At 55.8% G+C, this 22577-nt stretch carries 16 protein-coding genes; 10 read left to right on the forward strand and 6 right to left on the reverse strand.

Features of this window, described 5'->3' with window-relative positions:
- Positions 1-101: 101 nt before the first annotated feature.
- The gene (locus RDV48_01060) at positions 102-860 is read left to right on the forward strand and encodes a PilZ domain-containing protein (protein MDQ7821360.1); all 759 of its coding nucleotides are present in this window, start codon (positions 102-104) and stop codon (positions 858-860) included.
- 50 nt (positions 861-910) lie between these two features.
- Here RDV48_01060 and RDV48_01065 read toward each other — a convergent pair whose 3' ends face one another.
- Positions 911-1885, reverse strand: coding sequence for a hypothetical protein (locus RDV48_01065; protein MDQ7821361.1), 975 nt, complete (start codon positions 1883-1885; stop codon positions 911-913).
- Between the two features lie 187 nt (positions 1886-2072).
- Between RDV48_01065 and RDV48_01070 the strand changes: the two genes are divergently transcribed.
- The 3 genes from RDV48_01070 to RDV48_01080 all read left to right on the forward strand — a co-directional run bounded on the left by RDV48_01070 (position 2073) and on the right by RDV48_01080 (position 5160).
- Positions 2073-3731, forward strand: coding sequence for a hypothetical protein (locus tag RDV48_01070; protein ID MDQ7821362.1), 1659 nt, complete (start codon positions 2073-2075; stop codon positions 3729-3731).
- Between the two features lie 49 nt (positions 3732-3780).
- The gene (locus tag RDV48_01075; GenBank protein ID MDQ7821363.1) at positions 3781-4569 is read left to right on the forward strand and encodes a hypothetical protein; all 789 of its coding nucleotides are present in this window, start codon (positions 3781-3783) and stop codon (positions 4567-4569) included.
- A gap of 84 nt (positions 4570-4653) precedes the next feature.
- Complete coding sequence (locus RDV48_01080) at positions 4654-5160, forward strand: ankyrin repeat domain-containing protein (protein ID MDQ7821364.1); 507 nt, start codon at positions 4654-4656, stop codon at positions 5158-5160.
- Positions 5161-5174: 14 nt separating this feature from the next.
- Here the strand turns inward: RDV48_01080 and RDV48_01085 are convergent, their stop codons facing one another.
- Positions 5175-5681, reverse strand: coding sequence for a hypothetical protein (locus RDV48_01085; GenBank protein MDQ7821365.1), 507 nt, complete (start codon positions 5679-5681; stop codon positions 5175-5177).
- Positions 5682-5834: 153 nt separating this feature from the next.
- On the opposite strand from RDV48_01085, the gene RDV48_01090 reads away from it, so the two are divergent.
- Both RDV48_01090 and RDV48_01095 read left to right on the forward strand, forming a co-directional pair.
- On the forward strand, positions 5835-7193 hold the full coding sequence (locus RDV48_01090) for a sugar phosphate nucleotidyltransferase (protein MDQ7821366.1): 1359 nt from the start codon (positions 5835-5837) through the stop codon (positions 7191-7193).
- A gap of 107 nt (positions 7194-7300) precedes the next feature.
- A complete protein-coding gene (locus tag RDV48_01095) occupies positions 7301-8647 on the forward strand; it encodes a glucose-1-phosphate adenylyltransferase (GenBank protein MDQ7821367.1) in 1347 nt (448 codons plus the stop codon).
- 11 nt (positions 8648-8658) lie between these two features.
- Here RDV48_01095 and RDV48_01100 read toward each other — a convergent pair whose 3' ends face one another.
- The gene (locus tag RDV48_01100) at positions 8659-9126 is read right to left on the reverse strand and encodes a hypothetical protein (GenBank protein ID MDQ7821368.1); all 468 of its coding nucleotides are present in this window, start codon (positions 9124-9126) and stop codon (positions 8659-8661) included.
- Positions 9127-9179: 53 nt separating this feature from the next.
- Positions 9180-12962: a diguanylate cyclase gene (locus RDV48_01105; protein MDQ7821369.1), complete on the reverse strand. Its 3783-nt coding sequence runs from the start codon at positions 12960-12962 to the stop codon at positions 9180-9182.
- Positions 12963-13154: 192 nt separating this feature from the next.
- On the opposite strand from RDV48_01105, the gene glpQ reads away from it, so the two are divergent.
- From glpQ to RDV48_01125, 4 genes are all read left to right on the forward strand, one after another.
- Complete coding sequence (gene glpQ, locus RDV48_01110) at positions 13155-14165, forward strand: glycerophosphodiester phosphodiesterase (GenBank protein MDQ7821370.1); 1011 nt, start codon at positions 13155-13157, stop codon at positions 14163-14165.
- A 128-nt stretch (positions 14166-14293) separates the two neighbouring features.
- A complete protein-coding gene (locus RDV48_01115; GenBank protein ID MDQ7821371.1) occupies positions 14294-15523 on the forward strand; it encodes an ABC transporter substrate-binding protein in 1230 nt (409 codons plus the stop codon).
- A gap of 54 nt (positions 15524-15577) precedes the next feature.
- A complete protein-coding gene (locus tag RDV48_01120) occupies positions 15578-16981 on the forward strand; it encodes a P-loop NTPase fold protein (GenBank protein ID MDQ7821372.1) in 1404 nt (467 codons plus the stop codon).
- A 66-nt stretch (positions 16982-17047) separates the two neighbouring features.
- A complete protein-coding gene (locus RDV48_01125) occupies positions 17048-17254 on the forward strand; it encodes a hypothetical protein (GenBank protein ID MDQ7821373.1) in 207 nt (68 codons plus the stop codon).
- Between the two features lie 42 nt (positions 17255-17296).
- Here the strand turns inward: RDV48_01125 and RDV48_01130 are convergent, their stop codons facing one another.
- Both RDV48_01130 and RDV48_01135 read right to left on the reverse strand, forming a co-directional pair.
- Positions 17297-19312 (reverse strand): ankyrin repeat domain-containing protein, encoded by a 2016-nt coding sequence (locus RDV48_01130; GenBank protein ID MDQ7821374.1) that lies wholly within the window; start codon positions 19310-19312, stop codon positions 17297-17299.
- Positions 19309-22551 (reverse strand): fused MFS/spermidine synthase, encoded by a 3243-nt coding sequence (locus tag RDV48_01135; protein MDQ7821375.1) that lies wholly within the window; start codon positions 22549-22551, stop codon positions 19309-19311. The genes RDV48_01130 and RDV48_01135 overlap by 4 nt, the downstream gene beginning before the upstream one ends.
- Between the last annotated feature and the right edge of the window lie 26 nt (positions 22552-22577).

The following is a 22577-nucleotide window of genomic DNA, read 5'->3' on the forward strand; positions in this document are numbered from 1 at the left end:
ATTGTAACACGGCGGCGCCAGGAAGGAAAGTCCCCCGCGATCACGAAGAACTTCTTTACCCCATCACATGCACTCATTGGTGGTAATGCGGAGGAACTATTATGGCTTGGCTCTCAAAGCTCAAGGAGATAGTGACGAAATGCCGCGAGGAGGATCTTATCCTCAAGGAGCGGCGCCGGGCGCCCAGGATAAGCTGCTTTATAGAAGCAGCCTTCAGCGTAGGCGAATATACCTTTGAGGGGACTATTATCGCCCTAGAAGCCACAGGCCTCAGGCTCCTCTCGCCGGTAAAGCTCTCCAGGGGTGACATCCTCACGGTAAAAGCCCTCACCCTGCCTGATGAGACCGAAGGAGAGGGCCGCCACACGGTGCTCCTCAAGGCCGAGATTGTCTGGTGCCGGCAGAAGAGAGGCTTCCCCCTCTTCTATGCCGGCGCCATGTTCCTGGAAGATGAGGAGACCATCAGGAATACCTGGGTGTACAAGGAGCTCTCCCGCCACGGAGTGGCCTCAACAGGCGATGCCGGGCGCAGAAGGACCGTGCGCGTCACCTCGAGCCTCCCTGTCCAGGTGGTGCTGGAAAAAAGAAAGTGGCTCACCGGCGTGGCCATCGACCTCTCCCTGGGGGGCATCAAGATGAACCTCATAAGGGACCCCGGCATCGACAAAGAGGTGACGCTCCGCATCGGCCCCTATAAAAACCTCGCCCTCATGGAGTGCCGCGGCATTATCAAGCGGAGCGCATACAACAAAAAGACAGAGGATTATACTCTGGGCGTCGAGTTCATAAATTTTGAAGATACCCAGGTGAAGCAGGTGGGCAACTATATCATGGCCCTGCTGAGAGAGGCCCGCATATAAATAAAAGAGCCCCTTGCGGGGCTCTCTGGATGTTATTCTGCTGAAATATCCTATTTGTTGTAAAGGACATTCCCGTTCGGATCGACTACTTTGAAGTGCTCGGTGTTCTTCACCGTGATTGTTGAGCCGCCGTCGCCCGACTTGTAGAGGACCCTGCCGCGGGAATCCTTCACAGTGAAGTTCTGGTTGTTGGCATTGATGGTGGCGTAGTCGCCTGAGCCTGTGCCGCCGTCGATCACAACATTATCAGTTCCACCACTTACCACATAAGTCATATTATCGTTTCCAGAACCACCATACATACGAACAGTATCGTTACCATCATTTCCATCTACGCGAAGCGTGTCATTGCCTGCACCGCCATCTTCATAAATATAGTCATTTCCAGAGCCACCTGTAGAATTCAGTGAATCTGTCCCCGTCCCACCATACTGGTACAGCCTGTCATTGCCTTCACCACCATTGGCAACCATCCCGTCATTCCCGGCATCGCCGGTCTGATAGACATAGTCATTGCCCGACCCGGCATCGGTAGTCTGCGTATCATTCCCCGCGCCGCCATACTGGTAAAGCCTGTCATCACCGGCGTTGCCGCTTTCATACTGCGTGTCATTCCCGGCATAGCCATACTGCCTGTAAGTATCATTGTTCACCGTGCCGAAGCGTATCTGGCTGTCATCGCCCCTGGTCCCCACATCCCTCGCATTGTCGCCTGTGGTGCCGCGGGGGAGCAGGTAAGGATTGTCGTTCGCATACTGCTCCAGGAACTGGCTCATCATGCCCTGCATGATTGCCTGCTGCTGAAAGTAGGGGAGCTGCATGAACTCCGCCATCCAGTTGGTCCCCGAATAGCTGCCGTTTGCACCATAGTTCTGGTACGACCCATCCATGGTGGGCCCCATGAGGCCGTTGGCGCCGTCGTACATCCCCTGGGCATAACTGTTGAAGGCAATGTCGGCGATGAACTGTTGCGGCAGTATTACCATGGGGTAATTGCCATTGATTCCGTTATATCCAGTGTACATACTATCCCCTCCTTAAAGTTTCTCTATCTTTTATTATCAGTACAAAAAGAGGAAAAGTCAATAGACATATTGTAAGAAAAGTTTTACATTTTTGTTACATTTTGGTAACCGATGACCGGGAAGAAGGGAATTTCCCATGAAGGGAAAATTACTCTATGCGTGTCATTGAGAGAGGTGGAGGTGGCATATGGCCCCTAGGACCCACAGGGAGGTTACATCCTTCCTTGAGGAAAAGGCCCATGAAATCATGACCGGCACGGCACCTGCCTACCGGTTCCTGGAGATCCTCCCCACGGCAGAGGAGGGGATAAGGGATCTCCGCGCCGATTTCAACGCCGCCGTCTCTGTTGAGAGCCAGGAAGTGCAGGAATACTGCCGCGAGTCAATCGGGAGCGTCCACAGGCTCCTTGATGATTACCTTCATGCCGTCGAGGATGTCACCTCCCACGGCGTAAAGCTCACGAAATCCCTTATTGAAGAGTTCATGGAAAAGGCGAATACCATCGCGGAGTCAATCCAGTCGGCATTCCTGGACTTCCGTCGCGATGCCCTCATCGCAAGGGGACCTACAGGTCATCCCGGGGCAAACACCGTGCTGCTCTTCATAAGGGACATCACGAACGGCGCCGGGGCTTTCGATGAGCTGAAAAAGACGGCACAAACAGAGCTGTCCCTCATCCCAAAAGCCCGGGAGCTCATAGAGCAGGGCGAGCAGACAATCTTTACCGATGGCCTCACCACCTTCTATTCAAACTACGAGACTATTCTGCAGAACATTGCCTACCACTGCGAAGCGCAGGATGCCGCAGCCCTGGCAGCCATCGAGGAAAGCATGGCCCAGTGGGGGGATTACTACGAACGCTATGACATCATCTCCCATCTCAGGTTCTTCTCCCAGACACCGACGCCCATCCCTCTCGTGAACCTGGTGATCCACTCGGGGTATAACTGGATTTACCATGGCACGGGGGAAAAGGAAGTGTTCCTTTACTATCTCCAGGAGCTGCGCCATCTTTACACCAGCGTGAAATTCAGGTATGACGAGATCACGTCGAGGGCAAAGCCCGAAACGCCCGAGCAGAGTGAGAACACCGCCCTTATCGGGGCCACTCTTGAGGAAATTGCCGGCGCCATCGAGGGCCTGGAAAAATTCAGCGAGACCGCCTCGATAGACGATTTCTATGTCCATGACGAGGTGCTCAGGTCGGCGGCCGACAATTTCAGCGCCGCCATCGAGAACCTCCAGTCAATAGCCGAGGAAAGCGGGAAGATCACCTGCTTTTACTGCGGCCACAGCAATGTGATCGGAGAGATTCACTGCCGCAACTGCAGGGCTCTTCTCCCCCAGGTAGGCGCCGAGCTCTCCACCTTCGTGGACTACCTCTCCGACGAGGGCGTCAAGGAAAAGCCCAGGGATGATGAGCCCCGCATGACAGTCTATGTGAACAACCTCTTCGAGTCGGCAGGAAAGCTCATGGAGGGAGCCATCACCGCCGCCGATTTCGAAAAAGTCCTCTCCGATATGGATCAGCGCCTCGCCATCGCCTCGCGGCGGGTGAAGCAGGTGCCCAGGGTGACGCCGGAAATGGCGCAGAAGCTGGGGAAAAAGGCTGACACGATCAAGGCCCGCCTCCAGGAAGCATCGGGGGCCTACAGGGAGGGAGTCGAGGGGTTCGCACGGGGCATGGCGCTGTTCAGAGAGTTTGCATCGGCCCTCTCGGGTGATAAGCTCACCAACGCAAAAGATGAGATATGGAAAGGGACAATGAAGCTTCAAAAGGCCCAGCATATTATCCGCAGGGAATACCAGATCAGAGAGCAGGGCCAGGGAGCTGCCGCCTCATAGGCTTCAGGGGCTGGAGCTTGAGAAAACGAGGAAAATAGAGGAGAAAATAATGAAAAAGTCATGCACTGTCCTGTTTGCCATTGCCGTGATCACCATTGCCATGGCAGGCCTCTCCGAGGCAGCTCCATACCACTCCGACATCCTCACGGGCCTCCTGAGGGTCGCCACGGAGGGCAGGGAGATCAATGAATGGCTTGCCACCGTGCCGGGAATAAAGCCCCTCTCCAAGAACGCCGAGGACTGGTATGAGGAGCGCACTTACACCTACTCCGGCGAGTGCGACAAGATAGCGGACCTCATCCGGGAGAAGCTGAAAAGCCTGAAGTGGACCATCTCGAAAGACTCCTCCACGGCGGCCTTCTCCGTAGAGACAATCTCCCTCAAGGCCGCCAGGGGCAAGGGCACCATCGCTATCTCTATCTCCAGGACGCCAGCCACGGCAACGATGGTGAATGTGGTGACGGACCTTGCAGGCTCACAGGGAGAATCTTCATCATCGCCGGGGGGAAGAACGACTGCCGCCCCTGAAGATACGGGCAAGAACAGCACTTCACTGTCTTCGGCAGTGAAGGGAAACGAGATAAGCGGGAATGTCGTAAACCAGCTTGAAGGAAATTACGTGGTCCCGTCCGGGAAAAAGCTCAACCTCATGGCCACTCTCCGCGGGAGCCTCACCGTGAGCAAGGGCGCAAGCGCAACAATAATGGCGCCCCTGGAAGGCAATGTGACCAACTACGGCACCCTTGTAAACACAGGGACCATAGAGGGGGACGTGACCACCATAGGCGGTAAGTTCCAGAATATGGGCCACGTCAAGGGCAGGATTTCAAGCAAATAGGAGCCAGAAGACAGGAGTCAGGAGAAAAAGCCCCTGTTCCAGGAGAGCGGACTCACCTGCTATGAGGAATTGTGAAGCACTGGCATGAAGAAGATATTATCTCTCGCCGCTCTTGTCCTTGCCCTCACGCTGGCCTCTTGCACCGCCAGAGAGCCTCACCCCGCTCCCCCGGTCATGGAAGCCACACCCGAAGAGACACCCGTCCCTCAGCAGGTGCGACGGCTCAACGAAAAATCGGGCGAGGGCGCCATGGCGGAAGTGAAAGCACTCCTCGCGGTCAATCCTGCCCTGGCAAAGAAAAAAGACAATGACGGCTTCACGTGCCTCCACTATGCCGCCATTGGCGATCAGGTGGAGACAGCGGCTTTCCTCATCGAAAAAGGCGCCGATGTGAACGCCGTGGGACCGGACGGCAGGACAGCCCTCCACTTTGCGGCGAAAAAGGGCTTCACGGAAATGACCGAGCTCCTTCTTGAGAAAAAGGCCTACGGAAACATCGTGGACCGCGAGGGAAAAACGCCAATGGCCTACGCGAAGGAAGGCAGGTTCAATGATATTATAGAGCTCTTCAGGAGCCACAGCTGCCGATGACAGGGCCGCCTGTTCTAGAACATGGAGGTGCAGCCCCTTCCAAGGAAATACAGGCCTGCGCCCATTGCAATATAAACCAGTATCGAGTAGCCGTAGGCAAGGGCTGCCTTTTTCCACTCGGTGCCGTACACATATTTCACCACTATGATATTGAGGCTGACAATGCAGATAAAGACGAGGATGCCGAAAAAGCACCCCAGACCTGCTGAGAAATATGATAAGCCCCCTGCGAGCACTGTATCGGCGAACTTGAGAGGCGCCCCGATGAGGCCTATGAGAAACATTGAAAGGGCCGCCTTGCCAAAAGTGGGATTCTCAACCTGGGCCATCCCCGCAGCAAAATGAAGGACCGCCGCCATTATCAGAAAGACCACGACAAGCATGAAAAGGGCGCAGCCCAGCGCCGGCCCGAAAGCAGAGGAAGACCTCGGGTAGGTACCGGCAGACTGGGCATATGCAAAGCCTGCCATGATGAGCACTATGGCGCTTATCAAGAAAAAAGCCCTGCTCCATGATCTCATGAATTTCCCCCCTTTTCCAGGATACTCTTTCTTCACGACATCACAGGAAAAGTAAATACAGCAGGAAAATCCACCCGTTGTCCCCAACTCTTCATGAGGGTCCATATGCATCCCCGAGAGGCCCCGCAAAAATATTGAAAGCCTGGTGATACGATGAATAGCGTGAGAAATACTGTGCTTGCCATGATTATGGCCGGAGGTGTCGGCAGGAAGCTTGAGGTGCTCACAAGCGATGTGAGGGCCCAGAGCGCCGTGCCCTTCGGCGGTAAATACCGGCTCATTGACTTTGCCCTCTCCAACTTTTTCAACTCGGAGATTAAAAAGATCAATGTCCTGATCCAGCACAAGTCTCTTTCCCTTGTGCAGCATATTGAGGAGAACTGGAATTACCGGTTCGGTTCAAGTGACGAGTTCATCAGGGTCCTGGGGCCCATGCCGCCTCACTGGCAGAAAGGCACCGCCGACAGCGTCCATCAGAACATAAGCAGGATAAAGATTGAGAATCCTGACATGGTGGCTGTCTTCGCCGGTGACCATGTGTACCGCATGGATATAAGGGAGATGGTAAAATTCCACCGTGAAAAGGAGGCCCATCTTACCATCTGTGCCATCCGCTTCCCCCTGAAAAAATCCACGGGGCGCTTCGGCATCATTGAGCGCGATGAGAAGGGCAGGCTTGTCCACTTCGAAGAGAAGTCATCGCGCCACATTCCCATCAAGGGTGATGAGGACCACATGTGGATCTCAATGGGCAACTACATCTTTGACAGGGAAATCCTCATTGAGGCCCTGGAGCACAATTCCAGGCTCCCTGACAAGGATACGAAGCATGACTTCGGCAACGACATAATCCCCATGCTCATGAAAAAAGAAGGCATCAGAATCTTTGTCTATGAGTTCACCGGCCTTCCCGGTGAAGGGGGCAGATCCACCGGGAAACCGGGCTACTGGCGTGATATCGGCAACGTTGACAGCTATTACGAGGCAAGCATGGACCTTCTCGAGGAAAAGCCCCTCTTTGACCTGTACAATCCTTCCTGGCCCCTCTACTCGGTAAACACCGACAACCTCCCACCGCCGAGATTCTATGGGGACTTCAATAACGGGGGAAATCAGCAGGTAACCCACTCAATCGTGAGCGACGGCTGCGTGCTGAGAGGGTGCCACATCCACAAGTCAATCCTTTTCCCGGGAACGGAAGTGAACTCGGGAAGCGAGCTCCGCGAGAGCATTGTCTTTGACGGAGTGAAGATCGGCAAGGGCTGCAGAATTGAGAAGGCCATCATAGACAAGTGTGTTGTCGTTCCCGACGGCACCGTGATAAAAGGCGGCAAGGTGGATATTCCCAAAGGGAGCGCCGCTCTGGGGAAAGGGGTAAAAAAGGCAGGCGAAGAGGAGCAGCAGTTTATCCTTGAGAGGTTCAAAGGCCTTGTGGAGAAGAGCCACGCCACCGCATCGGGAATCGTTGCGGTGCCGCGCTATTACGAGCTGGTGCTCTACACAGGCTCATAAGAAAGCCGCGGCGGCACCTGCCTGTCCCGGCGGCGGGCAGGGGCGGCATATCTTGAACTGCGGGGACTGGACGAAATCACCGATTTCTATGAAAGGGCGGGATTGTAATGCAGAAAATAATGGGAATCATCATGGCGGGCGGCGAGGGAAAGAGGCTCGAGGTCCTCACGAGCGACATCAGGGCCAAGCCGGCAGTGCCATTCGGCGGTAAATACCGGATCATCGACTTTGTGCTTACCAACTTCTTTCACTCGGGGATCAAGAAGCTCTACGTGCTCATCCAGCACCGCTCCTTCTCCCTTGTCGATCACGTGGAGCACAGCTGGAACCGCCGCTTCGGCTCGCGTAGCGAATACGTGCGCTGCATAGGACCGGCGCCGCCCGTGTGGTACCGCGGGACTGCCGACTGCATCTACCAGAACATGATACAGATCAATCAGGAGATGCCTGACCTGGTGGCAGTCTTCGGCGGGGATCATATCTACAAGATGAATATCGAGTCCATTATCGACTTTCACCGCGCCAAGGGCGCCCACCTCACGGTCTGCGCCAGGGCTTTCCCCATAGAGCACGCCCGCTCCTTCGGCGTCATCCAGGTCGATGAAAACTACCGGATGATCGATTTCGAGGAGAAGCCCCAGAATCCCAAGCACATCCCCGGCGATCCCGCTCATGCCCTTGTCTCCATGGGAAACTACATCTTCAACAGGGATGTCCTCGTCGATGCCCTGAAGCACGACGCCCACCTTCCTGCCAGGGAGACATCCCATGACTTCGGGAAGAACGTCATTCCCAGGCTCTCCAAAATGAAGGGCATGAAGGTCTTTGTCTATGATTTCATGGATAACCGCTGGTCCCGCGAGCCGGTGAAGGAATCGGAGGTAGGCTACTGGCGCGATGTGGGAACGGTGGACAGCTATTTCGAGTCCAATATGGACCTCGTGGGGGTGAACCCCATCTTCAACCTCTATGACAAGAGCTGGCCCATCTACTCGGCGGTGACCGACTCTCTCCCGCCGGCCAAGTTTGTCTTCTCAGGCTCGGATCGGCGCGGCGAGGCCATAAACTCCATCGTATGCGACGGCTGCATTATAAGCGGCGGCTACGTGGAGGAGTCGATACTGTCGCCGGAGGTACGCGTAAACAGCTTCTCAAGGGTCTCGCACAGCATCATCTTTGACAACGTGGACATAGGGCGCCGCTGCGTGCTGGAGCGCGTCATCATTGACAAAAACGTGAAGGTCCCCGCGGGAACGGTCATCACCGGAGGCCGCGTCTATCTCCAGGACCACGTGGGCTTTGAATACGACGTGCAGGACTTTGAGCAGTACAAGGAGGAGCAGGCCGAGCGCATGCGCATCTTCAGGAAGCTCCTGGAAAAAGCCCACACCACGGCTTCAGGCATCGTGGTGATACCGCGCTACTACGAGTATTATGAGACAGAGCACCATTAGCAGGCGGGGCCCTATTTTGCCTCGAAATCAATAACCTTGAGCGTCTCGTTGTTCCCGATGACCTGCTTCACTGAGCCCCCGGGGACCTTGTCGCATACCCAGCTCTTCGAGACGCCCTGCGGCGTGCCTGTCTCATAGACCCTGCATGCCAGCTTTTTCGCCTTCACCAGGTAACTGTCGGGGTATTCCTTCACTTTCACCTCTTTGCCCGAGGTGGCAGTGCCGGACTTGAGGGGTATCTTTGTATCAGTAGTGTTGATGACTTTCCCGTTCATAATCATCTCGATTCTGAGCGTGAACTCGCTCGGCGACTTCTGGATGAGGGTCTGCTTCTGCTGCATGCCGCCCTGCATCTCCGAAAGGACCCAGCTCCCCACGCCGAACTTTGTCCAGTAGTTGTCTGGCTGCCCGGCACAGGCCGGCAGGACCCAGAGAATCACTCCCAGTATTATGGCTGAGCACAAAATCATTCTTTTCATTGTCTTCCTCCTTATATTTATAGTGCCGCGCACTTAAATCTGCGTTCTTCCTTTCAGGAGCTCACCTCTTTTGCTCCGCCTGAACCTTCAAGCCCCTCGGTGGAGCCGGCAGTAAGGCCCTCTTTCTTTTCAACGCCGTCAAGGAGAGAGCGGAACTCATCTTCGGCGAAAGGCTGCTCCTTTTTCTTTCTCTCTTCAACAGGCATGGCAAGGCGCTCATAAGCGAGCTTTGCCGCGGAGCTTATCACGGGATGGGGTTCTCTTGAGGCCCTCTCCAGCAGATCCTTCACCTTGTCGGGGGCAAAATAACTGAGAGCCCAGGCAGCCGCAGCACGGACCGATGGGTCCCTTTTTCCCATGAAATGCGCCGCAGTCCCCTCGATGAGCACGCCTGAAAGAAGCGGGACTGCCGAAGGATCGCCTATTCTACCCAGGGCGACACAGGCTTCCCTCTCGAGGGCGATGAGCTCATCGCTGCTCTTCTGCCACTTTCGTTGAAGAACCTTCATCAGATCATGGAGCGCTTCCTTCGCCCCGAGAGCCCCGAGGCAGAGAGCCGCATCGGAAGCGGCAGCAGGCTCGCCTTTCTGAAGGACCGACCTGAGAATATCCACTTTCCCTTCAAGCTTTGCCCTGATGAGGTACCGGTGAACGCTCCGCCGTATGTCCTGCAGAGGGTGATTGAGGAGGGCGGCAAGTACATGGTTCACTTCAGGGACATCTGAATCTGAGAGCACCTCGAGAAGCCTCGCTTTCTCATCAGGAGAGGGCGTTTCCATCAGGCGTATGAGGACAGGCCCGGCAAAATCAGGCCTCATTTTCTTGAGGAGATAGGAGGCAATAATCCTCCCCCGTGCATTGTCAGAGGTGGCAAGGTAGCCCACAAGCCACCCCGCCGCTTCACTGCCGGTATTCCACAGCCCCATTGCCGCAGCCGTCACCCTGCTCCTGTCGTCTGACTCAAGCTCCGCAAGGAGAAAGGGAGGGGTCTGCTGGAGATACTCCAGAAGTGAAATGTCAATGCTTCTCATAAGGGAGAGGATCCTGTTTATCTCCTGCTTCCCGATACGATGAGCCACCTGTTCCCAGGCGCTTGCGGTTTCATCCTGCGGGGCGGCCTTCTCATCGAAAAAAAGAGGCATGCCTTCTCCGGGAGAATGAGCCTCCCTGAGCTTCTCCGGCTCCCTGTAAGCCATATCCCGGAAACCTGCCAGCAAAGAGGTAAGACGGTCTATCCTTCCCAGGACAGCTCCGTGGGCAGCTTTATCCAGCTTGACTTTCTCAAGCTCTCCTTCAAGCTTGTCGAAAAGGCCGCCAGGTGACAGGTCAGGAGGCTCAGTATCAGCCAGTGCGGAAAGGCTGTCTCTTATGGCTACAGAATGGGCATCCACAAGCTTCGCCGGGTCAAAGATATCCTTCTCGCCGACAGCCACCATGATTTTTTCATTCACCACTATATGGGTGACACGGTGCTTTTTAAGGGCGGGGCTCCATCCTCCCGAGGAGACTACGGCATCGTGAGGCAGGGTAAGAAGAGTCGAGAAATCCTGGAACTGCTGGCGGTCAACGCCGGGCTTCAGCACTATTCCATTTATCCTATGGCCGTGAAAGGCTTCGCGCAGTTCCTTGAGATTCTCGCCCGCTGTCATCAGCTCTTTTCCGTTGAGGATTACCTGCTCCTCTGCAAAAGAGAGGCCAATACAGCCCACCGTGGTGAGGACCTTGTCCAGCATCGAGAAACCGGCATCGAGCGTTGTCTGCGTTACCACGCTCTCGACAGAATAATTTCTGATGTTGCCGAAGCTCAGCCCCACCATCGCAAAAGCTTTTAAAGCATCGCTCTCCTCTTCGGCCGTGAGCTCCTTTTCCGTGCCCCAGTCCTTCAGCTGGGGCATGCGGCCTATATAGACATTCAGGGCCTGGGGCGTGATGAAGCCCTCATAGACCTGGGCAAGGGTATTGATGTACTCAAGGGACTTCTCGATGTTACCTGACTGCTCAAAATGGTAGGCAAGCCCCGCCAGCTTACCATGGGAGTCTTCCTCCGACTCGAGAAAGGTGCCGAGAGTGTGATGAAACTTCCGCCTGTCATCGTCGGGAAGCTCGCCATACAATGCCTGGCGCACCAGGTCATGCACAAAGGCATAAGTGCCGAAAGTCTCCTTCTCTCTCAGCACTGATGCAGCCACGGCCTTGTCCAGATTTTCGACGAAGGTGATGTATTCCATCCCTGTAAGCTTTTCCAGCATATCTATATCAAAATTGTTCCCTATCACCGCCGCCTTCGAGAGGAGAGCCCGGCACTCGTGGCCAAGATACTCGGTCCGCCTCAGCACGGCCTCACTTACCGTGAGGGGAACAACCTCGCGGGGAATGTCCCCCGCGCAAAGGCCCTCTCCTTCGAGGTGAAAGTAGCCCCTCATGAGAAAAAACTTCAGAGTCTCCTCGATAGAGAGGGGTATCCCCTTTGAAGCCTTCCAGACCAGGGGTACAAGCTGCTCTCTCCCTTTCAGAGCAGGGAGAATCAGGGATATAAAGCCATCGGCCTCTTTTTCATTAAGCGCATCAAGAGAAAGAAAGAGTGAGTCCCCCCGCTCGCTGCGGCGCTCCATGAAATCCTTCAGAGCCATGTTCCCCTCCAGCAGGGAGCCCTGCTCAACAGTAACAGCCACCTTTATTTTACCCTTTTCCGTAAGCCGGTAAAGATGATCCAGGAGCTTGATGGTGCCTATGTCAACATGCTGAAGATCATCGAAAATCATCACAAGGCGCATTCTCTGGGTGCACACCTCCAGAATGGAGACAAGCGCTTCCAGGAGTGCCGTCTGCTTCTCGCGGGGGGTAAGATGCCTGGCCGGCTTATCATGCCTGAAGGGGAGAAACTCAGCAATAAACGGCAGGAGCTCCTCAACCTGCTCTGATTGAAGGGACCCTGCTGCAGGCGCTACCAGGTCAGGGAACTTCTTAAAAAAGACTCTCAAGGCCGCCAGGACAGCGGTGAAAGGCTGCAGGGCCCCTGCATGCGTGAGCTCCATGATGAGCGATGTTTCACCTGACGAAGCAAGAGCTCCCTCAAGCTCTCTCAGGTGCCTCGTTTTCCCTGACCCCGGGGGGCCTGTGAGAAAGGTGAAGAGGTGAGAGGTATTACTCCAGTCGGATACCCAGGAGATGAGCTTCTCCAGAGTGTCACCCTTCTTGAAATAGCGGCGCGAGGGGAAAAAGCGGCACAGATACCCTTCGGAAGGCAGAGGGGCTTTCTCAGGGAACTCCTGGCACAACTGCCTCCTCCCGCTTTTTTTTGCAAGGTGCAGTGCTTCGCCGGCCTTCAACACAAGCTCGCTGAGGGGTGCTCCCCCCTCCCCGGAATGCACGAAACCGATGCTTACCGAGAGGTGGAGAGGCTCATCAACATCAGGGAGCTCAATGCGGTACTCCGCCATCTCTTTCAGCAGCGAATCCGCCCAGGAGTATGCCTCCTGTTCCATGATTCCCCGGAAGAGGGCAAGGAAACAGTCACCGCCATAGCGGTAAAGAGAGCACTTCTCTCCAAGGTGGCTCCTGAGAAAAACTGCAAGCCCGTCAATGACAAAATCCCCGGAAGTGGGGCCATGACCTTCATTGATTGAAGAAAGGTGATCGATGTCGATAAGGAAGAGAGAGAGGGGTTCACCGGTCTTTTTAAGGGGAGATGATGCCTCACCATGCCATTTTCTCCGGCCGGGGAGGCCTGTAAGCCTGTCAATCTCGTCACCATGGTATGCGGCTCTTCCTGGATGCAGTGCATCTGACATGTTCCGGCCAAGGCTGTTCCGCCCCACCTCCTCATTAAACAGCACTGAATTGATTCTCCTCACCTGCTGCCTCCTCCTCTCGGCAGAAAAGAGATTCCGTGAGGCAGGACACTCAGCCCGGCAGAGAGCGGCATCCAATATTTTTACCTCAGGATGGAAGAAAAAAGACACCACCGTAGAATATTGATAGGAGAGGGAGGCGCCTGAAGCCTCCCTCCTTCAAGAAAAGAGGTGCATATGATGAAGCAAAGAGCGATCCCCGTTCTCCTCACAATCTTTTTCATTGCCTGTATCACGGCACTCCCCGCCCATTCCGGCGAGAAAGAAAAGAAGGAAGTCTATGCCCACCGGGGGGCAAGCGGCTACCTCCCTGAGCACACTCTCCCGGCATACGCGATGGCCCACGCCATGGAGGCCGATTTCATAGAGCCCGATCTTGTGCTCACCAAGGACGGTGTCTTCGTCTGCGTGCATGACTATTACCTGGAAGATACCACCAACGCTGCCATCCTCTTCCCCAGGAAGGCGAGGCATGACGGGCACTGGTATGTCATCGATTTTACCCTTGCCGAGATCAAGAGCCTCTCGGTCCATGAGCGCTCCATTGACGGCAAAACCGCTGCCTTCAAAGGGCGCTTCCCCATGGGCAAGTCAAAGTTCGAGATTGCCACCTTCAGGGAAATGATGGAGCTGGTCCAGGGCCTCAACAAGAGCCGCTCCAGGAACACGGGCATCATACCGGAGCTCAAGCAGCCCTCGTTTCATGCAAAGGAAGGCCTTCCCGTTGAGGAGCGCTTTATCAGGCTCATCAGGGAATACGGCTACATGAAGGAGGGAGCGCCTGTAATCGTGCAGTGCTTTGAGCCTGAGACCCTGAAGAAGCTCAGAAAGCTCGGTTGCACCATGCCCCTCATGCAGCTTGTTTCGGAGCCTGATGATGTCGATCCCGTGGAAAAGCCCTTCACGGGAGAGCTCAACGAGAAAAATATCGCAGAAATTGCCGCTTACGCCACCATTCTCTCTCCCCACAAGTCCCGGATTGAAAAGAACCCGGCGATAGTGGAGATGGCCCACAAGGCAGGGCTCAAGGTGGGACCCTACACGTTCCGCGCAGATGCCCTTCCCAGGATATATTCATCCTTTGATCAGGAGCTCTACCAGTTTTACATGCTCTACGGCGTGGACAGCCTCTTCACCGACTTCCCCGACAAGGCTGTCACTCTGCTCCGGGCTCTCAACATGCGGTAGGCCGGTGCGAAAAGGAGCGGGTCTCCTCATGATCATTATCGTCATAGGTGTCGCAGGCTCAGGAAAATCAACAATCGGTGCCCTGCTTGCCAGGGAGCCGGGCCTGCCATTTTTTGGGGAATCCTGATATGGAATCAGCACAGACATCGGCAAAGAAGAAAAAGAAAAACTGGCCCCTGGCTCTCGCCGGCACGGTACTTCTCTGCCTCGTGGCCGTCTGTGCATACTTCGGCATAAAAAACCTGCTCAGGATCACCTGCCCCGAGATAAGGATAGGAGTGATACTGCCTCTTTCCGGCTCTCGGGCGCAATTCGGGCTTGCGATGAAAAGAGGCATGGAAATGGCTATTGAGGACATAAACGCCTCAGGGAAGCTGAAAAAGAAGCTTGTATGCCTTTTTACCGATGACAGAAGCGATCCGGAGGGAGCTGCAAAAGCAGCGTCAAGGCTTGTGAGGCGCGACGATATCACGATCCTCATCGGCTCATACAGCAACCTCTGCACCCTTAAGGTGAGCGATATCGCGGAAAAAGCAAAGATACCGCAGATAACACCCATAAGTTCCGGTACCGAGATATCCACGAGAGGATGCAAGTGGGTCTTCCGCACTAACGCACCGTCGGCCCACTATGCCCTGGCCCTTATTGATTTCCTTGGCAATGCCGCAGAGATAGACCGCATTGCCCTCCTCAACGAGACAGACAATGCAGGCATAGATTTTGCGAACTGCGTGAAGAGCTATGCAAGGGAGATGAAATGCAGCATTGTCTACGAAAAAGGCTTTGCCTACAAGACCGCTGACTTCAGGCCGGTCATCAGGGAGGCCATGAAGCAGAAACCCCAGGCTTTCGTGATATCCGCCCACATAGAGGATGCCCTGCAGATCATGAGGGACGCAAGAAAGCTGAAAATCAGGATGAAGGCCATTGCAGGCATGGGATCAGGCTTCTCGCTCCCCGACTTCATCACCCAGGGGAAAAAGGATGCCGAGCTCACCTTCTCAGCGGTTCAGTGGAACCCCCAGGTCAAATGGCCGGGCTCCCGTGAGTTTGCCAAGAAATTCAAGACCCGCTTCGGCTCGTACCCTGACGAGCACAGCGCCAACCTCTATGCCGCCGTCCAGGTCGTTGCCGCGTGCTATATCCACCGTCCCTTCCATACAAGGGAATCGCTCAGGAATGCCCTCCGCTCCCTTGATACGGAAACCATCTTCGGGCGGATAAAGTTCGAGAATTTTGAGAATTACACCAACCAGAACAGCCACTATCCCCTCATCCAGCAGGTGCAGAAGGGAGTGCGCGTCATAGTGTGGCCCCGCGACCTCAGGAACGGGAAGCCGGTCTTTCCTACAAGGTGATCAGGAGCAGATCGGCTCTTCACGGAATTTGCATGGTTCTGGTATAATAGAGCCATGAAAATGATGGGCCTCCGCGATTTACCTATCAGCTCACCCGGCGAGGACCGCCTGGGCCTGAAAGTATATGCCGAGATCTTCGCCGATTATATAAGGGACTGCAGCACTCCCACCACTATAGCCATACAGGGCGACTGGGGCTGCGGCAAGACAAGCCTTATGCGCCTCATCAAATCAGAGCTTGAAAGCGGAAGCCAGAAAGACAGCCCCATCAATACCCTCTGGTTTCACACCTGGCAGTTCTCCCAATTCAGCCAGGCTGACAACCTGCCCTTCCTGCTCATCCAGGATCTCGCAAGAAAGATTGACAGCAGAAAATCCAACGACATTACCAACAGACTCCTCTCCATCACGGGAGCCCTGGGCAAGGGCATAGCTCTCAGCGCCGCGAGCATTGTGGGACAGGGCGAGGCGGCAAAGAACGTCATCGCGAACCTGGAAAAAATGTCAAAAGGGACCGATATGGCCCATGAGATCGAGGACCTCCACGAGAAGCTCATGGAGCTCATCAGGGCCAAGGCCAGAACGAGCGGCAGGCTGGTCATCTTTGTCGATGACCTTGACAGGATAAGACCCGTGAGGGCCATCGAGCTTCTGGAGGTGATGAAGCTTTTCCTGGAGAGCGAGGGGTGTGTCTTTGTGCTTGCCATTGACTACGAGGTGATCAGGAGAGGCCTCGAGGAAAAATTCGGCATTGCCAAGGCCGAAAGCCTGGAGAGCTATTTTGACAAGCTCATCCAGGTCCCTTTCAGAGTCCCCCAGGACAGGGCCGGGAACCGCCTTTACACCCATCACCTTCTCGACAGCCTGGGAATCAAGCACAGCGACAAGGACGTCGAGCTTTACGTGAACCTCCTGGACCGGTCTGCGGGCTTTAACCCCAGGAAGATGAAAAGGCTCCTCAATACCATCCTGCTCCACCTGATGGTGGGGAAAAAGCTCTTCAACCGGCCTGACATCTTCCCCATGCACCTCAACGTGGACTCCGCCGACATAGCGAGGCTCCTCTTCGCCTTTCAATGCCTCGCCCTGATGGACTATGCCCCCCTGAAGGCTTTCCCTGAATTGTTTTCCGGTACTGTCGAGGAGATAAGGGAGAGGCTAGAGCGGTTACGCTCCTTTTCCCGTGAGGACATTACCAAGCCTCATTTCGACGGCCTGAGGGAGGCCCTTGCCAAGAAGGGCGTGAGCCCCGGGATGCTCAACGGAATTGTGGAGCGCTACGGCTCCTTCCTGGAGACTTTCTACCGGGCAATCAGGTTCACGGGGGCACCGGATGACCAGCCGATTTCTGCCAAGGAGATCCAGAAGCTCAGGGAGATACTGGATTTTTCCGCCATCATCCTGGAGCAGCAGGGCATCGATAATGAGCTGCAGGATGAAAATTGCCGGGAGAATTGACTTCCAGCTTCACATATCTTATAATTTTGGTAAGGAGGAGTAAATTCTTTCAAAGGAGGTGAACACATGAGCAGTGAAGAGAAATTCATAAAAGAGATGGGAAAGATCAACCAGTCAAGCCAGAAGGAATTTGACAAGCTCCTGGAATCAAAGCAGTCCCACGACAACAAGCGTATTGAAAAAGCATCAGACGCAATAAAATCTGGAGGAATAGACGAAAAGGACAAGGCTGGTCTCTCAGATGAGGCCAAGGAAGAAAAAGGATCGAAATAGAGAAGGTTTCCCGATGATGGGCACCGGGCACCCGGTGCTTTTTTATTTCCCCTCAGCCTGCTTGTCCGGCTTCGGCGGAGCGGCGCGGGCCCCCTTTTTGACAAGGAACTCCACTACTTCCTCATGGCCTGCAATGGCGGCAAGATGAGCTGCCGTGAGGCCGTCACGGCGGGTCATGTCCAGCTCGGCGCCTTTCTCCACCAGGAGCGCCACGATCTCCCTGTGGCCTTTCTGCGCTGCGATGTGAAGGGCTGACGCCCCGCGGCCGTCGCGGGCATCGACGAAATGGCCCTTTTCGATCAGAAGCCCGGCAAGGGCCCTGTGGCCTTCCTGGGCTGCCAGGTGAAGGGCCGTCCAGCCGTCACCATGGCGGCTCTCCGGGGAGCCGCCCCGTGAAATCAGAAGCTGCACCGTCTCACAGTTGCCGCGCAGGCAGGCATGGTGAAGGGGGGTTCCCCCGCTTTTATCGGCGCCGTTCACAGGAAGTCCCGCTTCCAGCAGAAAATCAACAAGGCCGGCATGCCCCTCGGCCGCCGCAATATGAAGTGCATTAAGTCCTTCCCCTGTTATGGCATCAAGGGGCGTGCCTTTCTCGAGAAGAAAGGCCACCATGTCACGGGAGCCTCCCATGGCAGCGAAATGAAGGGGCCATGACCCGCTTTCCGTGGTGCTGTCTATTGACGCGCCATGGGAGAGCAGCATTGCCGCCACGTCAACCTGGCCGTTAAGAGCCGCCTGGTGAAGGGGCGTCGCTCCCTTCCTGTCTATTCCGCTCACCTCGCCTCCACGCGCCACCAGTAATTCCGCCATCTCCCTGTATCCCATGTATGCCGCAAGGTGAAGAGGACTCCAGCCGTTCTCAAGGCGCCCCCCGGCCGGGGCGCCCCTCTCAAGGAAAAGCCTGACAATGCTGAGATGGCCGCGCTTTACCGCCCTGAACAGAGGAGTATTGCCTTCGCTGTCGCTGGCGCCAAGCTCGGCGCCGCCCTCCAGCAGCACTTTCGCCACTTCCTCGAGGCCCTCGTGGGCCGCCCAGTGAAGGGGTGTCCACCCATCCTTGTCCCTGGCGGCGATCTCGGCACCCCTGAGGACAAGCAGAGAGGCAACAGCTCCTGTCGTGGCCAGGTGGAGAGGCGTCCAGCTGTCATTGTCGCGTGCCTTTATATCGGCGCCTGCTGCGAGGAGAAAAGAGACGAGGTTCTCTCTCCCGTTCATGGCAGCCCAATGAAGGGCTGTGCCGCCGTCATTGTTTCTTCCGTTTACATCGGCGCCAAGCCTCACCAGGAGAGCGGCGCTGTCAACCTGCCCCTTTCTCACGGCCCAGTGGAGGGGTGTCCACCCGTCACAATCGCCGGCTTTCATATCGGCTCCCCTTGCGAAGAGCATGGCCATCACCTCGCCAAGGCCTTCCATGGCGGCATGGTGGAGGGGCGTGGCGTCCCTGGCATCACGGAGGTTCACGTCGGCGCCGAGCGATATCAGGAGCTCCGCCATCTGCGGCGACATCGCAAGGTGGAGAGGCGAAGCCCCGTCATTGTTCTTTCCCATTACCTCGGCGCCCGAGGCCACAAGAAGCTTCACCAGATCACCATGATCACGGAATACTGCTGCGGCGAGAGGAGTGGTGCCTTTGTTATCGCGGGCATCGATGTCTGCCCCATTGCGGATAAGAAGGGCCGCCATGGCCAGGTGTCCCATATAGGCCGCGCCGTGAAGGGGCGTGGCTCCCGCCCTGTTTTTCGCATTTATGGAGGCCCCTGCATCAATAAGCCGCTCCGCCACGGGGCTGTGGCCTTCTCTGGAAGCCCAGTGAAGAGCGGTCCGACCTTCAGACTCAGGCTCATCAGGCAGGGCGCCGCAGCTGAGCAGGAGGGCAGCAAAGTGGTCATTTCCCTGCCTTGCGGCGAGGTGAAGGGGAAGAAAGCCCCTCCCGTCCCTCACATTCACGGTCTCCGGGAAGCTCTCCAGAAGGGTCCTGAGCTCCTCAAGCGCACCTTGCGAGTCCTCGCCGCCCGCAAGGGCACAGGCTCTTCGCGCTCTTTCATCCAGGGAGCTCATTGCTTCGCTGCTTCAAGCGCAGCCAGGGCTTCCACAAGCCTCCTGGAAAGCGGCAGCCGTGCGAGTCCCCCCATGAGAATCTTTCTCGCCTCATCGCGCCTCCCCGTGAGGGAATAAGCCTTTGACAGGTCAAGGATGGCTCCCTCGTCGGAAGGCTCGGTGGAGAGAATGAGACGGGCAAGAGTGATCGTTGACGGGTAATCATTCTCAGCACCGGCTATGGCAAGGAGGCTTCGGAGAATGACGGGATTTGAAGGGTCCATCTCCCTCTGCCTCTCAAGGATCCCGCGGGCCTCGGGGAGCATTCCCTTCTGGATAAGAAGCTGCGCCTTCAGAAAGGCAAGATCCCTGTTGGAGGAGCTCACTCCGGTTGCACCTTGAAGCAGATCCAGCGCTTCATCATATTTTTTCTGCTCCATCATGACCAGGATATATTTTTTCAGCGTCTCCTCATTGGTCTTGTCAAGGCTCCAGGCGGCACGGTACATTTCTTCCGCCCTGTCAAAGCAGTTCTGTTCCTCCAGCAGCCCGCCATAGATGAGGTAATATTCAGCAGGCCCGTGATCTCCCATGGTGAGGGTCTTCAGAAGCTCCTGGGCCTTCATGACCTGCCTCGCTTCAATAAGCCTGCGCACATGGTGGGCATTAAGCCTTTCATCGCCTGGATAAAGCGCAAGCCCCTCCCTCAGCACCCTGGCTGACAGGGGGATCATCATCCTGCGGTAGAGCTCGTAGGAATCAGAATAAAAATTGCCGCTCAGCGTCTTCTCTGCATTCACCGTGCCGGGCGGCACGGAGTGAGCCTTGAATTCATAAAGGGCCCTTGTTATCATGAGCTCCTTGTGGGTAAAGAGGCTCACAGGCGCCGAGAACTCCAGCAGCGGGTAATTGTCGGTATTGAGCATTGCCGTCTCTGCGAGAGGCCTTATCTCCGCGCTCAGTGCCAGATAATGGGAAAAGATGCTGTCAGGGGCAGTGATGCCTATCTTCCGAAGGGCGTCCCTGAAGGAGCTGTTCTGCTCATAGGCAGCCCTGATGCGGCTGTAATCCATCGAGATCGGCGAAGGGCTCCCCATGATGAGAAGATCGCCCGCTGCGCCAAACCAGAGGCTGCCCTCGGGAAAGACGCTGAAAAAGGTCCGCAGGATCATTTTCACGTTGGAAGGCTCCATGGAATAGATATGGACCCAGATGCATATGATCCCTTCCTTTTTAAGACGGGACCGGCAGACTTGGTAAAACTCCCGGGTAAAAAGGCTCGACACCCCCGAAATCCATGGATTTGAAGGCTCTGATATTATTATGTCATAAAGCTTCTTTGAGCAGAGAAGGGCATTTCTGCCGTCATTGGGGAGCATCTTGAGGCGGGGATCTGAAAGGATATTGCCATTATAAGGAGCAAAAAACTTCTGCGCCTCGATCACTGCAGGCTCGAGCTCCGCGCATTCCACTGACTCGATTTCCGGAAAATCCAGCACTGCCTTGACGGTGATGCCGCTTCCAAGGCCGAGGATGAATACATTCCGCGGGCTCTTCAGCGAGAGAGCGGGAAGGTATCCGGAGAGAAGCTGTGTCGGCATATCCCCCCCCGTGCTCGCATCAACTTTTCCGTTAATCCTGAGATCGTGCCCCTCGGCGTTTCTGTATACTGCCACCGTGGCGCTTATGCCGTCACGGTAAAACTCCACGTTCTCCCTGGCCACTTTCTTGAAATCAGGAAGCATTGCCTGGTAGACCTCGGCATATATGGCAGAACCGCTGCTCATGACTGCGGGGTTCCACGGCGGCAAGAGGCCCGACAGGACCACCACCAGCACCGCGATGAAAAGACAGAGGGTCCTCGCTCCCCTGCGGCCCTTGACCATGAAAAGTATTGCAAGCCCCCCCACCACGTTGAGCAGGACGCCAATCCTGAGGCTGTTCTGCACGCCTATGACGGGGATGAGGACAAACCCGGTAAGAAAGGAGCCGGCGATGCAGCCAAGGGTATTGACGGCATAGATGCTTCCTATGCTTTTGCCGAGAAACTCCATGCTCCTGGTCGCCAGCTTCCCCACGAGGGGGAAGATAAAGCCCATCAGGGTCGTGGGCAGAAGCATCACGGCAAAGCAGAGCAGGAAGTCAAGGGCCACCACCATGGAATACGAGCCCTTGGCGATGGGGTAGATTCTTATGAAGAGGAGAGGCATTACCCCAAGCAGGGGGATGATGAGAACGCATGAAGCGCCAAGCACAATCTCGAGCCATCCGAACGATGAGGCCGGGAAGGCGAACCTCCTGGAGAGCACGCTGTATATGATGCTCCCGAGTGCAATTCCCGCGAGAAATGACGCAAGCATGGTGGAAAAGGCATAGGTGGAGCTTCCAAGGGAAAGGGAGAGCGATCTGGTCCATGCAAGCTCATACACCATGGAGGCAAAACCTGTGAGGGCAAAGACTGATACTATGAACAGAGAGAGGCGCCTTTCCCGGCCTTCTTCGAGGGGGACGGGAAGAGCTGTTTCTGAGGCTTCCGGGGTTGCCGTTTCAGCGCCGCCAGGGGCCGCAGCTCTATCTTCTTCTTGTGCTGCAGGGAGCTTTTTCATCTCCCTGTCAAGGTAATATACAAGGACCGCTATGCCCAGGTTTATCACCGCGGCGCTCTGGAGCGTGGCGGTGATGCCGAAGTTGGCAATCAGGTAAAAACCGGAGAGGATGGTGCCTGTCACGGCGCCTGCCGTGTTGACGAAATAGAGGAGCCCGAGGCGGCTTCCAAGCTCTCCGTATGAGCGGATAAGGGTCCTCGAAAGGAGCGGCAGCGTTCCTCCCATGCAGAAGGTGGGGATGATGAGGGCGGCCATCGACAGCACAAAACAGAGACTTCTCTGAAAAACGATGGGGTAGCCGGAAAAGACCACATAAAGATGCTCTATTCCCTTGAAAAGGGCTGGCGTAAAAAGGCAGTAAAGGCCCACGACACCCTCAAGGAGGCCGTAGAGAAGCAGGGGCGATATGACACCCCGGCCGGGAAGCCTCACTCCCCTGTCGGCCCATTTCCCGAAGTAAAAGCTTCCCAGTGCAAGGCCCGCCATAAAGGCCGTAATCACTGTGCTCACGGCGTACGTAGTGTGGCCGAATACAAGGCCCAGCATCCGGACCCAGAGGACCTGGTACACGAGGCCGCACATCCCGGAGAGGAAAAAGCATATTCCTATGGAGAGAGAGAAGGAACGGGACCTGGTTTCATTGGTGCTCGCCATGCCTCTAAAGTTCTTGCTGGCAGGTC

The sequence above is a fragment of the Candidatus Eremiobacterota bacterium genome, assembly GCA_031082125.1.
Lineage (GTDB): Bacteria > Vulcanimicrobiota > CADAWZ01 > CADAWZ01 > Ess09-12 > Ess09-12.

Coding starts and splice junctions, on each gene's coding strand:
- RDV48_01130 (MDQ7821374.1), bottom strand. CDS start 19,312: ATGAGCTCCCTGGATGAAAGAGCGCGAAGAGCCTGTGCCCTTGCGGGC.
- RDV48_01115 (MDQ7821371.1), top strand. CDS start 14,294: ATGGAATCAGCACAGACATCGGCAAAGAAGAAAAAGAAAAACTGGCCC.
- RDV48_01095 (MDQ7821367.1), top strand. CDS start 7,301: ATGCAGAAAATAATGGGAATCATCATGGCGGGCGGCGAGGGAAAGAGG.
- glpQ (MDQ7821370.1), top strand. CDS start 13,155: ATGATGAAGCAAAGAGCGATCCCCGTTCTCCTCACAATCTTTTTCATT.
- RDV48_01070 (MDQ7821362.1), top strand. CDS start 2,073: ATGGCCCCTAGGACCCACAGGGAGGTTACATCCTTCCTTGAGGAAAAG.
- RDV48_01065 (MDQ7821361.1), bottom strand. CDS start 1,885: ATGTACACTGGATATAACGGAATCAATGGCAATTACCCCATGGTAATA.
- RDV48_01125 (MDQ7821373.1), top strand. CDS start 17,048: ATGAGCAGTGAAGAGAAATTCATAAAAGAGATGGGAAAGATCAACCAG.
- RDV48_01060 (MDQ7821360.1), top strand. CDS start 102: ATGGCTTGGCTCTCAAAGCTCAAGGAGATAGTGACGAAATGCCGCGAG.
- RDV48_01135 (MDQ7821375.1), bottom strand. CDS start 22,551: ATGGCGAGCACCAATGAAACCAGGTCCCGTTCCTTCTCTCTCTCCATA.
- RDV48_01120 (MDQ7821372.1), top strand. CDS start 15,578: ATGAAAATGATGGGCCTCCGCGATTTACCTATCAGCTCACCCGGCGAG.
- RDV48_01100 (MDQ7821368.1), bottom strand. CDS start 9,126: ATGAAAAGAATGATTTTGTGCTCAGCCATAATACTGGGAGTGATTCTC.
- RDV48_01085 (MDQ7821365.1), bottom strand. CDS start 5,681: ATGAGATCATGGAGCAGGGCTTTTTTCTTGATAAGCGCCATAGTGCTC.
- RDV48_01075 (MDQ7821363.1), top strand. CDS start 3,781: ATGAAAAAGTCATGCACTGTCCTGTTTGCCATTGCCGTGATCACCATT.
- RDV48_01080 (MDQ7821364.1), top strand. CDS start 4,654: ATGAAGAAGATATTATCTCTCGCCGCTCTTGTCCTTGCCCTCACGCTG.
- RDV48_01090 (MDQ7821366.1), top strand. CDS start 5,835: ATGAATAGCGTGAGAAATACTGTGCTTGCCATGATTATGGCCGGAGGT.